Origin of the sequence: Aeromonas bestiarum, from assembly GCF_028751155.1 — a bacterium.
Taxonomy (GTDB): Bacteria; Pseudomonadota; Gammaproteobacteria; order Enterobacterales; family Aeromonadaceae; genus Aeromonas; species Aeromonas bestiarum.
This window is the reverse complement of sequence record NZ_CP064746.1, coordinates 4,003,082-4,016,805: the sequence shown is the minus strand read 5'-3', so window position 1 is coordinate 4,016,805 and position 13,724 is coordinate 4,003,082. Positions and strand designations below refer to the sequence as shown.

At 60.5% G+C, this 13,724-nt stretch carries 12 protein-coding genes; 11 read left to right on the top strand and 1 reads right to left on the bottom strand.

Annotated elements, in window-relative coordinates:
* Nucleotides 1-3 precede the first annotated feature (3 nt).
* The 7 genes from ptsP (at nucleotide 4) to IU367_RS18450 (ending at nucleotide 7,152) form a co-directional block, all read left to right on the top strand.
* Entirely contained in the window at nucleotides 4-2,283 is a 2,280-nt protein-coding gene (gene ptsP / locus IU367_RS18480; protein ID WP_241325743.1) for a phosphoenolpyruvate--protein phosphotransferase, read from the top strand.
* A gap of 67 nt (nucleotides 2,284-2,350) precedes the next feature.
* The gene (gene lgt / locus IU367_RS18475) at nucleotides 2,351-3,178 is read left to right on the top strand and encodes a prolipoprotein diacylglyceryl transferase (RefSeq protein ID WP_043141870.1); all 828 of its coding nucleotides are present in this window, start codon (nucleotides 2,351-2,353) and stop codon (nucleotides 3,176-3,178) included.
* A gap of 91 nt (nucleotides 3,179-3,269) precedes the next feature.
* Nucleotides 3,270-4,064, top strand: coding sequence for a thymidylate synthase (gene thyA / locus IU367_RS18470; RefSeq protein WP_274452702.1), 795 nt, complete (start codon nucleotides 3,270-3,272; stop codon nucleotides 4,062-4,064).
* A gap of 225 nt (nucleotides 4,065-4,289) precedes the next feature.
* A complete protein-coding gene (gene nhaA / locus IU367_RS18465) occupies nucleotides 4,290-5,480 on the top strand; it encodes a Na+/H+ antiporter NhaA (RefSeq protein ID WP_042869135.1) in 1,191 nt (396 codons plus the stop codon).
* 20 nt (nucleotides 5,481-5,500) lie between these two features.
* Nucleotides 5,501-5,881 (top strand): Rossmann-fold NAD(P)-binding domain-containing protein, encoded by a 381-nt coding sequence (locus IU367_RS18460; RefSeq protein ID WP_274454400.1) that lies wholly within the window; start codon nucleotides 5,501-5,503, stop codon nucleotides 5,879-5,881.
* Nucleotides 5,868-6,800, top strand: coding sequence for a transcriptional activator NhaR (gene nhaR / locus IU367_RS18455; RefSeq protein ID WP_043557518.1), 933 nt, complete (start codon nucleotides 5,868-5,870; stop codon nucleotides 6,798-6,800). Before IU367_RS18460 ends, nhaR begins: the two co-directional genes overlap by 14 nt.
* A gap of 49 nt (nucleotides 6,801-6,849) precedes the next feature.
* Nucleotides 6,850-7,152 (top strand): ArsR/SmtB family transcription factor, encoded by a 303-nt coding sequence (locus tag IU367_RS18450; RefSeq protein ID WP_042869139.1) that lies wholly within the window; start codon nucleotides 6,850-6,852, stop codon nucleotides 7,150-7,152.
* Between the two features lie 48 nt (nucleotides 7,153-7,200).
* On the opposite strand, the gene rpsT is transcribed toward IU367_RS18450, so the two are convergent.
* The gene (gene rpsT / locus IU367_RS18445) at nucleotides 7,201-7,464 is read right to left on the bottom strand and encodes a 30S ribosomal protein S20 (RefSeq protein ID WP_005892298.1); all 264 of its coding nucleotides are present in this window, start codon (nucleotides 7,462-7,464) and stop codon (nucleotides 7,201-7,203) included.
* 191 nt (nucleotides 7,465-7,655) lie between these two features.
* Here rpsT and murJ point away from each other — a divergent pair, with 191 nt between their 5' ends.
* The 4 genes from murJ to lspA all read left to right on the top strand — a co-directional run bounded on the left by murJ (nucleotide 7,656) and on the right by lspA (nucleotide 13,722).
* Nucleotides 7,656-9,215, top strand: a complete 1,560-nt coding sequence (gene murJ, locus IU367_RS18440) for a murein biosynthesis integral membrane protein MurJ (protein WP_274452701.1) — start codon at nucleotides 7,656-7,658, stop codon at nucleotides 9,213-9,215.
* A gap of 171 nt (nucleotides 9,216-9,386) precedes the next feature.
* Nucleotides 9,387-10,361 carry a bifunctional riboflavin kinase/FAD synthetase gene (gene ribF / locus IU367_RS18435; RefSeq protein ID WP_274454399.1) on the top strand — a complete coding sequence of 325 codons (975 nt, stop codon included), beginning with the start codon at nucleotides 9,387-9,389 and terminating at the stop codon, nucleotides 10,359-10,361.
* Nucleotides 10,361-13,222 (top strand): isoleucine--tRNA ligase, encoded by a 2,862-nt coding sequence (ileS, locus tag IU367_RS18430; protein WP_274452700.1) that lies wholly within the window; start codon nucleotides 10,361-10,363, stop codon nucleotides 13,220-13,222. The genes ribF and ileS overlap by 1 nt, the downstream gene beginning before the upstream one ends.
* Nucleotides 13,222-13,722 (top strand): signal peptidase II, encoded by a 501-nt coding sequence (gene lspA / locus IU367_RS18425; RefSeq protein ID WP_043141560.1) that lies wholly within the window; start codon nucleotides 13,222-13,224, stop codon nucleotides 13,720-13,722. The genes ileS and lspA overlap by 1 nt, the downstream gene beginning before the upstream one ends.
* The last annotated feature ends 2 nt before the right edge of the window (nucleotides 13,723-13,724 follow it).

The window sequence follows — 13,724 nt, the reverse complement described above, 5'->3', positions numbered from 1 at the left end:
TAGTTGCTGACGGAACTCAGACGCATCGTCGAAAGCATGGCCGAAGCCAACACCCTGGAGCTGGCCCTGCAGGCATTGGTCAGCCAGACCCGGCTGGCCATGATGGTGGACTGCTGTTCCGTTTATGTTTCTGAACCGGACATGCGCCGCTACCGGCTTGCCGCGACCGATGGTCTGGCCGAGTCGGCGGTGGGCAAGGCGACCCTGCCATTCGAGCAGGGCATAGTCGGTCTGGTGGGTCAGCGCGAAGAGCTGATCAACCTGGCCGATGCCCCCTCCCATCCCAGTTTCAAATTCCTGCCCGATGTCGCCGAAGAGGCGTTTCGCTCTTTCCTTGGCGCCCCCATCATGCATCAGCGCCAGGTGGTGGGCATTCTGGTGGTGCAGCAGAAGGACAGTCGCCTCTTCGATGAGGGGGAGGAGTCCTTCATGGTCACGCTGGCGGCCCAGCTGGCGGCCCGCATCGCCCAGGCGCAGGCCAAGGGCTGGTTGCAGAAGACCGACTGGAGCAAGCCGCTGCGCGGCATCGCCGGGGCCAGCGGCATTGCCATGGCCAAGGCCTGGGTGTGGCGGCCCCGCAAGGAGCTCAGCTCCATCACCCCGCGCAAGGACGAGGAGCACGCCAAGCAGCTGGAGCGGCTGAATGTGGCGGTGGAAGAGGTACGCCACGATCTGGAGAGTCTGGCGCTGCGGTTTCGCGAGAGCTACAGCCAGGATTCGGTCGCCATCTTCGACATCTATCTGCATCTGCTCAACGATCCCGGTTACATCAAGCCCATCCGCAACAAGGTGAGCAAGGAGCACTGGACGGCCGTGTCGGCGGTCAAGCTCATCAGCGACCGGCTGATCGATCAGTTCAAGGGGATGAAGGATCCCTACCTGCAGGAGCGCTCCACCGATGTGAAGGACATAGCCCAGCGGCTCATCAGCCGGCTGGTGCAGAATGAACCGGAGCACATCACGGTCGGCGAGCCCGTGGTGCTGGTCGCCGACGAGGTGACGGCCACCATACTCGCCGAGGTGCCGCGGGAATTCCTGACCGGGGTTGTCTCCCTCAAGGGGGGCACCAACTCCCACGCCGCCATTTTGGCCCGTGCCATGGGGGTGGCGGCCATCATGGGGGTGGATCTGCCGCTCGGCGACATAGGCGGTCGCATGCTGGTGGTCGACGGCTACAGCGGCGATCTATTCATCGAGCCCAATCAGGTGATCCTGACCGAGTATCGGCAACTGCTCAACGAGGAGCGGGCGCTCGATACCCTGGTGCGCAGCGTCGACAACCAGCCATCGGAAACTGCCGACGGTACTCCTGTCTCCTTGCTGCTCAACGCGGGACTGAGCGCCGACACCGAGATCTCCCTCAATCATCTGGCGGACGGGGTCGGGCTCTATCGCACCGAGATCCCCTTCATGCTGCAGGACAGCTTCCCCTCCGAGTGGGAGCAGACGGCGCGCTATCGCGGCATCCTGGAAACCTATCGCAATCGTCCTGTCTGCATGCGCACGCTGGACGTGGGGGGCGACAAGCAGCTGCCCTATTTCCCCATCGTCGAGGAAAATCCCTTCCTTGGCTGGCGGGGGATCCGGCTCACCCTGGATCACCCCGAACTGTTCCTGGTCCAGCTCAAGGCCATGCTGCGGGCCAGCGAGGGGCTGGACAACCTGGCCATCATGCTGCCGATGATCAGCAGCGTCAGCGAAATCAGGGCCTCCCGCCGGCTGCTGGATCAGGCCTGGCGAGAAGTGTCGGAAGAGGCGGCCAGTCGCGATGCGGTGATCCGCTACCCCAGCCTGGGAGTGATGATAGAGGTGCCGTCCGCTCTCTATATACTGCCCGAGATGGCGCCGCTCATCGACTTCTGGTCGGTGGGCAGCAATGACCTGACGCAGTACCTGCTGGCGGTGGATCGCAACAATGCCCGCGTCGCCAACATCTACGATGCCTTCCATCCCGCGGTGATCCGCGCCCTGCAACTGCTGGTCGATGCCTCCCATCGCTACCAGAAACCTGTCTCCGTGTGCGGCGAGCTGGCCGGTGATCCGGTCGGCGTGCTCTTGCTGCTGGCCATGGGCTATCGGCGCTTCAGCATGAACACCCACAACATTGCCAGGATCAAATACGTGCTGCGTCAATCCACCCTGAGCGAGCTGACCGCGCTGATGGCCGACGGCCTCAAGCACGACAATCCTCACGTGCTGCGCGGCCTGTTCGCCCGTTACCTGGAAGAGCACGGTCTGGGCGGTTTGCTGCGGGCCGGTCACAAAACGAAACAGACTGATTGATAATCATGCCTTGTCCCTGCTGACGAATGATCGGAAAATGCGGCTTTTCTTATGACTGGGGCCGCATATGCAGCACGATGGATATTGGGTTTTCTCGCAGGTTGATCCTGTAGCATTCAGTTTGGGGCCACTATCGGTACGCTGGTACGGTCTCATGTATCTGTTTGGTTTCGCCTTCGCCATGTGGTTGGCGGGGCGTCGCGCCGATACACCGAACAGCGGCTGGACCCGCAACGAGGTCTCCGATCTGCTGTTTTACGGCTTCCTCGGGGTGATCCTGGGTGGTCGGGTCGGTTACGTGCTGTTCTACAACTTCGACATGTTCCTGGCCGATCCCCTCTACCTGTTCAAGATCTGGACCGGCGGCATGTCGTTCCACGGTGGCCTGATCGGCGTCATCACCGCCATGATCTGGTTCGCTCACAAGACCAAGCGCCACTTCTTCACCGTGGCCGACTTCGTGGCACCGCTGATCCCGTTTGGCCTCGGCGTGGGTCGCATCGGCAACTTCCTGAACGGCGAGCTGTGGGGCCGGGTCACCGATGTGCCCTGGGCCATCATATTCCCCGAGGCTGGCCCTGAGCCGCGTCACCCTTCCCAGCTCTATCAGTTCGCGCTGGAAGGTGTGGTGCTGTTCATCATCCTCAATCTGTTCTGGCGCAAGAACCCGCCCCGTGGCGCCATCTCAGGCATGTTCCTGTTGTTCTACGGTCTGTTCCGCTTCCTGGTGGAGTTTGTGCGCCAGCCGGACAGCCAACTGGGCCTCTACTTCCAGGAGATCAGCATGGGCCAGATCCTCTCCATGCCGATGATCATCGTCGGTGCCATCATGATCTGGGTCGCCTACAAGCGTCCTCAGCTGTTCGGCAACGCCGCGAAGGAGGCCAAGCAATGAGAGCCTATCTTGGTCTTATACAGAAGATCCTGCCACAAGATACCTGCGGGAGTGTGAGGATGTTTGGTGATGCCGTGAAGGAGGCCAAGCAATGAGGGCTTATCTCGACCTGATGCAGAAGATCCTGGATGAGGGCACGGTCAAATCCGACCGCACCGGCACAGGTACCGTCTCCCTGTTCGGCCACCAGATGCGCTTCAACTTGGCGGACGGCTTTCCGCTGGTCACCACCAAGAAGTGCCACCTGCGCTCCATCATTCATGAGCTGCTCTGGTTCCTCAACGGCGATACCAACACCGCCTATCTGAAAGAGCACGGCGTCAGCATCTGGGATGAGTGGGCCGATGAGAATGGCGATCTGGGGCCTGTCTATGGCGCCCAGTGGCGCTCCTGGCCGGCGGCCGATGGCACCGTCATCGATCAGATCCAGCGGGCTGTGGATGACATCAAGCACAATCCGGATTCTCGCCGCATCATAGTCTCCGCCTGGAACGTGGGCGAACTGGACAAGATGGCGCTGGCTCCCTGCCACGCCTTCTTCCAGTTCTATGTGGCGGACGGCAAGCTCTCCTGCCAGCTCTACCAGCGCAGCTGTGATGTGTTCCTCGGCCTGCCGTTCAACATCGCCAGCTATGCCCTGCTGACCCACATGATGGCCCAGCAGTGCGATCTGGAAGTGGGCGATTTTGTCTGGACAGGCGGTGATGTGCACCTCTACTCCAATCACATGGAGCAGACCACGCTGCAGCTCTCCCGCGAGCCACGACCCTTGCCGCAGCTGGCGATCAAGCGCAAGCCGGACTCCCTCTTCGACTACAGGTTCGAGGATTTCGAGATCCTGGGGTACGACCCCCATCCCGGCATCAAGGCGCCCGTCGCCATCTAATGTAAAAGGCGCCTTGAGGCGCCTTTTTTATGCATAAAAATAACTGAAAATTCATTTTATTGATTGCGTCATCAAGGGGGCCTGAGTGCAGTAAAACCTGCTTATAGCAGGCACCTTCTATTTTGCCTTCGGTTTTCTCGTTGTATTCAGCAGCAAGAAACGATTTTCCATTAATTGTTATGGGATATAGACTCAAATCAAAGTAATACTGTGGATAATTTAACCATGAGCAACGTAATAAAGAAGTTTCTGCAGCTGGAGGCCGCCTCCGGAATAATTCTGATCATGGCAGCCATACTGGCGATGGTATTGGCCAACACGGGTCTGGCCGGTGGCTATCAGGCATTCCTCGATACGCCGGTGCAGGTGCGCATCGCCGCACTCGACATCAACAAGCCGTTGCTGCTCTGGATCAACGACGGTTTCATGGCGATCTTCTTCCTGCTGGTCGGGCTTGAGGTCAAGCGCGAGATGCTGGAAGGGGCCCTCTCTTCCCGGGTGCAGGCGACCTTCCCGGCCATAGCCGCGGTCGGCGGCATGCTGGCCCCCGCGCTCATCTACGCCTTCTTCAACTACTCGGATGAAGTGGCGCGCGCCGGCTGGGCTATCCCCGCCGCGACCGACATCGCCTTCGCCCTCGGGGTGATGGCGCTGCTGGGCAAGCGGGTGCCGGTCAGCCTCAAGGTGTTCCTGCTGGCGCTGGCCATCATGGACGACCTGGGTGTCATCATCATCATCGCGCTCTTCTATACCCAGCAGCTGTCGCTGACGGCGCTGGCGGTCGGCATACTGGCGACCCTGACCCTGCTGTGGATGAATCGCCGTGGGGAGGACAGGATCGGCCTCTACATGCTGGTGGGGCTGGTGCTCTGGGTGGCTGTGCTCAAGTCCGGCGTCCATGCGACCCTGGCTGGCGTCATAGTGGGCTTCATGATACCGCTCAACGGCAAGCGTTATGCCTCGCCGCTCAAGCATCTGGAGCACTCGCTGCATCCCTGGAGTGCCTACCTGATACTGCCGCTGTTCGCCTTTGCCAATGCGGGGGTTTCGCTGGACGGGATAGGCCTGTCGTCCCTGCTGAGCCCTGTTCCTCTTGGCATCATGCTGGGACTGTTCGTGGGCAAGCCGCTCGGGGTGTTCACCATCAGCTGGCTGGCGGTCAAGCTGGGCATCGCCCAGTTGCCGGGCGGGGTCAACTTCAAGCAGATTTTTGCGGTCAGCATACTGTGTGGCATCGGCTTTACCATGTCGATGTTCATCGCATCGCTGGCGTTCGAGCACGGCGGATTGGATTACGGCAGCTATTCGCGCCTCGGGATCCTGGTGGGATCCACCCTGGCGGCAGTGGTCGGTTATCTCGCCCTGCGGATGTCGCTCCCCAACCGGGAGGCGGATCAAAGCACGGAGGGGTTATGAGAAGAGTGATAGGCTTGGTCATGCTGGCGAGCCCGGGGCTCTGGGCGGCCAGTCTGGAAGATTGTCAGCAGGATGCGGCATCAAGCAGCTGCTCCGCCTATCTCAACGGGGTGGTCGACAGCGCCGTCATGCTGGGGGACAAGCAGGCCAAGGCCCAATTCGGTGAGACCTTCGCCGAGCGGGCCCTGAGCAGTCGGGCCGGTGAGCGGGTCAAGCAGTCCAACAAGCGCTACTGCGGCGAGCGGATGCCTGACAAGGTACGCCTCAAGGCCAACCTGCAGACGCAGTTCACCGCAAACAAGGTTGACTCGATCAGCGACATGTATGACATTCTGGCGGCTGAACTCAGCTGCTACCGGAGTCCGCGTACCGCGGGAACCCCATCGGATGTCACACCTTAACTACAATCATCTTTACTATTTTTGGATGACTCAGAAGAAGGGCTCCGTCACCCAGGCGGCGGAAGCCCTCTTCTTAACCCCGCAGACTGTCACCGGTCAGATCAAGCTGCTGGAGCAGCGCCTGGGCGGCAAGCTGCTGATGCGCAAGGGGCGCTCCCTCGAGGCCACCGAGCTGGGCCAGCTGGTATTCCGCTATGCCGACAAGATGTTCAGCCTCTCCTACGAGATGCTGGATATCGTCAACTACCGCAAGGAGAGCCAGATACTGTTCGACGTCGGCATCGCCGATGCACTCTCCAAACGCCTCGCCAGCCGGGTACTGCTCTCGGTCATTCCCAACGATGGCTCCATCCACCTGCGCTGCTTCGAATCGACCCACGAGCTGCTGCTGGAGCAGCTGAGCGAGCACAAGCTCGACATGATCCTCTCCGACTGCCCGGTGGACTCCAGCCAGCATGCGGGCCTGCTCTCCAAACGGCTCGGCGGTTGTGGCGTCAGCTTCTTCTGCAAGGCGCCGCTGCCCGAGAAGCCCTTTCCCGCCTGTCTGGAGGAGCGCAAGCTGCTGATCCCGGGACGCCGTACCGCCATGGGCCGCCAGCTGACCCAGTGGTTCGAGCAGCAGGGCATCTCCCCCAGCATCCTCGGGGAGTTCGACGATGCGGCCCTGATGAAGGCCTTCGGTTTCTTCAATCAGGGCATCTTCATGGCCCCCACCATCTATCGGGAGGAGATCCTGGAAGGGGAGGAGGTGATGCTGATCGGAGAGACCCAGGATCTGATGGAGGAGTATTACGTCATCTTCGCCGAGCGGATGATCCAGCATCCGGCGGTAAAACGGGTATGCGAGAGTGATTTCTCCTTCCTGTTCGCCGGGCGGGAGGACTTCACCATGATTCAACCGGCAACCCTGGCATTTTAAATCAGCGGGTCACAGAGTATGATTCTTGCCTCGGACGAGAGGGGATGAGATGCAACTGGAAGAGATGGAGGCGAATGCGAGCCGGGCTGTGGCGCTGCTCAAGGCTCTGGCCAATGAACGACGACTGTTTATTCTGTGCCAGCTGCAGGATCGGGAACTGTCGGTGGGGGAGCTCAACGAGGTGCTCGGATTGAGCCAGTCAGCCTTGTCGCAGCACTTGGCCGTGCTTCGGCGGGATGAGTTGGTGGAGACGCGAAAAGAGGCCCAGACGGTCTACTATTCGCTGCGCAGCCACGAGGTGCGCGAAATGATTGCCCTGCTGCACAAGCTTTACTGCAGCGCAGATAAATAAAAACCGGCACTGAGGCCGGTTTTTTTAGCTTTATACAGCCGAAGCTGATTAAGCCATAGCTTTGATCTGGGCAGACAGGCGGCTCTTGTGACGAGCAGCTTTGTTCTTGTGGATCAGGCCTTTGGTAGCCATGCGATCCATGATCGGCTGAGCGGTAGCAAAAGCAGCAACGGCAGCAGCTTTGTCGCCAGAAGCGATGGCAGCAATTACTTTCTTCAGATAGGTACGGGTCATTGAACGACGGCTGGCGTTGTGTTGACGACGTTTCTCTGACTGAATCGCGCGCTTCTTAGCAGATTTGATATTAGCCAAGGTAAAACTCCTAAAACTGTCTTAGCGAGTGTATTGAAAAGGCCCGGAAATATGCCTTCTCAACCACATATTGTCAAATGATTTGTGCAAATAAACACCGCCCCCCGGTGGTGTGTCTGTTGGGAGGCGGTTAAACTGTCGGCCGATTCTACCAGCATTCTTTCCATTCTGACAGTTCCAGAGGCTTTGTCTTGAGTAAGAAATTGATCAAATCCGGCATGATAGTGTCCGCAATGACGCTGGCGTCCCGTGTGATGGGCTTGGTTCGCGATGTGGTCATCGCCAATCTGCTCGGCGCCGGGGTGGCCGCAGACGTCTTCTTCTTTGCCAACCGCATTCCCAACTTCCTGCGCCGGCTGTTCGCCGAAGGAGCCTTCAACCAGGCGTTTGTTCCCGTGATGACGGAGTACAAGAAGAAAGGCGACGAGCGCGAGGTGCGCGAATTGCTGGCCGCCGTGGCGGGTACGCTCGGTGGCATAGTCACCGTCGTTACCCTGCTCGGGGTGCTGGGCTCGGGCGTGCTGACGGCCCTGTTTGGCTGGGGCTGGTTCTGGGACTGGCTGCATGGCGGGCCGGCGGCCGAGAAGTTCGAGCTGGCCAGCCTGATGCTCAAAATCACCTTCCCTTACCTCTGGTTCATCACCTTCACCGCCATGGCGGGGGCCATACTCAACACCTTTGGCCGCTTTGCGGTCTCCTCGTTTACGCCTGTGTTTCTCAACCTCACCATGATAGCGGCGGCCTGGTGGATAGCACCCTTGATGCAGCGGCCAGAGATAGCACTCGCCATCGGTGTCTTCCTCGGCGGTCTGGTGCAGTTCCTGTTCCAGTATCCCTTCCTGCGCCAGATCAACATGCTGGTGTGGCCCAAGTGGGGTTGGCATCATCCCGGGGTGATCAAGATCCGCACCCTGATGATCCCGGCGCTGTTTGGCGTCTCGGTCAGCCAGATCAACTTGCTGATCAACACCATGCTTGCCTCCTTCCTCGCCACCGGCGCCATCAGCTATCTCTATTACTCGGATCGGCTGCTGGAGTTTCCCCTCGGCCTGTTTGCGGTGGCCATCAGTACAGTGATCCTGCCTGCGCTGGCCAAGAAGCACGTGGATGAGGATCCGGCCGACTTCGCCCGTACCATGGACTGGGGGGTACGCATGGTGATGCTGCTCGGCCTGCCGGCCATGGTGGGGATAGCCGTGTTGCGCGAGCCCATACTGCGAGTGCTCTTCATGCGCGGCGAGTTCGGCATGCATGAGGTGAGCATGTCCAGTGCCAGCCTGCTGGCCTCCACCACGGGCCTGCTCTCCCTGATGCTGATCAAGGTGCTGGCGCCGGGCTACTACGCCCGCCAGGATACCAAGACGCCGGTGCGGATCGGGGTGATGTCCATGGTGGCCAACATGGTGTGCAACCTCATCTTCATCTTCCCGCTCGGCTATGTGGGGCTGGCGCTGTCGACCGCCTGCTCGGGCACCTTGAATGCGGCCTTGCTGTTCAAGGGCTTGTATCAGCAGTCGGTCTACCGTCCATCCCGCCATACCGGGATTTTCTGCCTCAAGCTGCTGGTGGCGACCGTGCTGATGGGGGGGCTGCTTGGCTACCTGTCGCCGGATCTCGCGCAATGGGGCGCCTGGGGCATGGGCAAGGCCAGCATGCAGCTGACCATGTTGCTCTGTCTGGGCGGGGCCCTGTATGGCGTCATACTGCTGGCGCTGGGCATTCGGCCAAGACACCTGAGATCGGGTCAGTAGCCGCAGTGACACTGCCGCCATGGGCGGGTGAAACTTGCAAGGGGTGGCTCTGATGGCGCTGGGCATTCGGAATTTGACCCGGATGCCTGAAATCGGGCCATGAGGGCTGACCCTGCCTGCTGGCTGATATATAATCCGCCGATTTCCATGGCAGCAACGCACAAGGCACTGATGGAGCTTATTCGCGGTATTCACAATATCAAGCCCCGTCACCGGGGGTGTGTATTGACCATAGGCAACTTTGATGGGGTCCATCAGGGTCACCATGCCGTGCTGGCACGCCTGCAGGAAAAAGCCGTCCAACTCGGCCTGCCCGCCTGCGTCATGCTGTTCGAACCCCAGCCCCTTGAGCTGTTTGCAGGTAGCGAAGCGCCTGCCCGCCTCAGTCGGCTGCGGGAGAAGTACGAGGCGCTCAGGGGCATGCAGCTCGATCGCATGCTCTGCGTGCGCTTCAACTATCGCTTCGCCGAACAGTCCGCCGCCACCTTCATCGAGCAGCTGCTGGTGGATAAGCTCGGCGTGCACTATCTGGTGGTCGGCGATGATTTTCGCTTCGGCAAGGGGCGGGAAGGGGACTTCCAGTTGCTGGAGGCTGCGGGGCAGCGCTTCGGTTTCGAGGTGATCAGCACCCAGAGCTTCCAGCTCGAACGCCAGCGGGTCAGCAGCACGCTAGTGCGCGAGGCCCTCAAAGCCGGCCGGATGGCGGAGGTGGAGCTGATGCTCGGTCGCCCCTATACCATCAGTGGCCGGGTGGCCCACGGTGACAAGCTGGGCCGCACCATAGGTTTTCCCACCGCCAATCTGGCGCTCAAACGCCAGGTGATCCCGGTCGGTGGCGTGTTCGCGGTGGAAGTGGTATGTTCCGGCAAGACCTTCCCCGGTGTCGCCAATGTGGGTGTACGGCCGACCTTGAGCGGTACACAAGCCAGATTGGAAGTACATCTATTTGATTTTTCTGGCGATCTATATGGTCAACAGGTCAAGGTGCTGCTTCGCCACAAGCTGCGCGAAGAGCAGAAGTTTGCCTCTTTCACCGCCTTGAAAGAGCAGATCGAACGAGATGCCCTGGCGGCCCGAGCCTGGTTCGGGCTGCCACCATTCAATTTACCCAGCACTCTTTTAGAAAAGAAGGGAACCCAGGACTGATGAGCGACTATAAACATACCCTGAATCTTCCGGAAACCGAGTTTCCGATGCGTGGCGATCTGGCCAAACGCGAACCCAACATGCTGAAACGTTGGTACGATCAGGATCTTTACGGCGCCATTCGCCGCGCCAAAGCGGGCAAGCCCTCCTTCATTCTGCATGATGGCCCTCCCTACGCGAACGGCAGCATTCACATCGGTCACTCGGTCAACAAGATCCTGAAAGATGTCATCATCAAGTCCAAGGGCCTCTCCGGCTTCGATTCTCCCTATGTGCCCGGCTGGGATTGCCACGGTCTGCCCATAGAGCTGAAAGTGGAAGGTATGGTCGGCAAGCCGGGCGAGAAGGTTTCCGCCGCCGAGTTCCGCGCCGAGTGCCGCAAATATGCCAAGACCCAGATCGAAGCGCAGAAGACCGACTTCATCCGTCTGGGCGTGCTGGGTGACTGGGAACATCCCTACCTGACCATGGATTTTGGCACCGAAGCCAACATCATCCGCTCCATGGCCAAGATCGTCGAAAACGGCCACCTGCACAAAGGTTCCAAGCCGGTGCACTGGTGTACCGACTGTGGCTCCGCCCTGGCTGAAGCCGAGGTTGAGTACTACGACAAGAACTCCCCCTCCATCGACGTGCGTTTCAAGGCCGTCGACGAGGCTGCTGTTGCCGCCAAGTTTGATTGCGCCGAAGGCCACACCGGCAAGGGCCCGCTCTCCGTGGTGATCTGGACCACCACCCCCTGGACCCTGCCGGCTAACCGTGGCGTCGCCATGCACGCCGATCTGGACTATGCCCTGGTGCAGGTGGATGGCGAGCATCCGGAGCGCCTGATCCTGGCGGCCGACCTGGTCAAGGACGTGATGGACCGCGCCGGTATCGAGCAGTTCCACAACCTGGGTTATGCCAAGGGTGCTGCGCTCGAGCTGCTGCGCTTCAACCACCCCTTCTACAGCTTCGACGTGCCTGTGGTGCTGGGTGATCACGTCACCCTGGATGCCGGTACCGGCGCCGTTCACACCGCCCCTGGCCACGGTCAGGAAGACTTTGTGGTCGGTCAGAAGTACGGTCTGGAAGTGGCCAACCCGGTTGGCAGCAACGGCGTTTACCTGCCGGATACCGAACTGTTTGCCGGCCAGCACGTGTTCAAGGCCAATGCGGCCGTGGTCGAGGTGCTGAACGAGCGTGGCGCCCTGCTGCACCACATGGTGTTCAACCACTCCTACCCGCACTGCTGGCGTCACAAGACCCCGATCATCTTCCGTGCCACCCCGCAGTGGTTCATCAGCATGGAACAGAAGGGTCTGCGCAAGCGCGCGCTGGAAGAGATCGAGCGCATCGAGAAAGACGGGATCACCCAGCACGGCCAGAGCGGCTGGGTACCGGCCTGGGGCAAGAACCGCATCCAGGCCATGGTCGAGAACCGTCCTGACTGGTGCATCTCCCGTCAGCGCACCTGGGGCGTGCCCATCTCCCTGTTCGTTCACAAGGAGACTCAGCAACTGCACCCGGAATCCGTGCGCCTGATGCATGAAGTGGCCAAGCGGGTCGAGCAGGCCGGCATCCAGGCCTGGTGGGATCTGGACAAGGCCGAGCTGCTGGGCAGCGACGCCGACCTGTACGACAAGGTGCCCGACACCCTGGACGTCTGGTTTGACTCAGGCTCGACCCACTCATCAGTGGTCGATGCCCGTCCCGAGTTCAACGGTCACTCCGCCGACCTCTATCTGGAAGGTTCCGACCAGCACCGTGGCTGGTTCATGTCCTCCCTGATGATCGGCGTGGCCATGAAAGACAAGGCGCCCTACAACCAGGTGCTGACTCACGGCTTCACCGTGGATGGTCAGGGTCGCAAGATGTCCAAGTCCATCGGCAACGTGGTCAGCCCGCAGGACGTGATGAACAAGCTGGGTGCCGACATCCTGCGTCTGTGGGTCGCCAGTACCGATTACACCGGCGAGATGACTGTCTCCGACGAGATCCTCAAGCGCTCTGCCGATGCCTATCGCCGCATCCGCAACACAGCCCGTTTCCTGCTGGCCAACCTGAACGGCTTCAATCCGGCAACCGACATGGTGGCTCCGGCTGACATGGTGGTGGTGGATCGCTGGGCCGTGGGTCGTGCCAAGGCGGTACAGGCCGAGATAGTGACGGCATTCGACGAGTACAACTTCCACGGCGTGACCCAGAAGCTGATGCAGTTCTGCTCCATCGAGATGGGTTCCTTCTACCTGGACGTCATCAAGGATCGTCAGTACACCGCCAAGGCAGATAGCCTGGCTCGTCGCTCCTGCCAGACAGCTCTGTATCACATAGTGGAAGCCATGGTGCGCTGGATGGCGCCTATCATGAGCTTCACCGCCGACGAGATCTGGGCCCTGTTGCCGGGTGAGCGCAGCGAGTTCGTGTTCACCGAGGAGTGGTATGACGGCCTGTTCGGGCTGGATGCCGGCGAGCAGATGGGCGATGCCTTCTGGGCCGAGATCCTGACCGTGCGCGGTGAAGTGAACAAGGCGCTGGAAGCGGCCCGTGGCGAGAAGCGCATCGGCGGCTCCCTGCAGGCCGAACTGACCCTGTTCGCCAAGCCTGCGCTGGCCGAGCGTCTGAATGCCCTGGCTGACGAGCTGCGCTTCGTGCTGCTCACCTCCAAGGCCAAGGTCGTGATCGCTGACAGTGCACCGGAAGGTTCCGTTGCGACCGAGCGCGATGACCTCTGGCTGAGCGTGGCCCAGTCCGCCGCCGCCAAGTGCGACCGCTGCTGGCACCATGTGGAAGACGTGGGCACCATAGCCGGTCACGAAGAGATCTGTGGCCGCTGCGTCACCAACGTCGAGGGTGACGGCGAAACACGTCAATTTGCCTGATGAACATGACTCATAACAAGAGCGGCCTGCGTTGGCTGTGGCTGGCGGTGCTGGCATTCGTACTGGACCAGGCGAGCAAGCTCGCCGTGGTCAAGCTGCTGCCGTTTGGCTATCCGGGGGTGGAGATCACCCCCTTCTTCAATCTGGTGCACGTCTACAACAAGGGTGCGGCGTTCAGCTTCCTGGCCGATCAGGGGGGCTGGCAGCGCTGGTTCTTCGCCGTGCTGGCGTTTGCCATCTGCGGGCTGCTGATCCACTGGCTGCGCAAGCAGTCGGTTACCCAGCGCTGGAGCGGCATCGCCTATTCGCTCATCATCGGCGGGGCCCTTGGCAACGTGTTTGATCGGCTGGTGCTTGGCCACGTGGTCGACTTCCTCGACTTCTACTGGCAGCGTTCCCATTGGCCGGCGTTCAACCTGGCCGACAGCTTCATCTTCATCGGCGCCGCCATGATAGTGCTGGAAGGCTTCCGTTCCGAGAAGAAGAGGGAGGTGGCATGAGT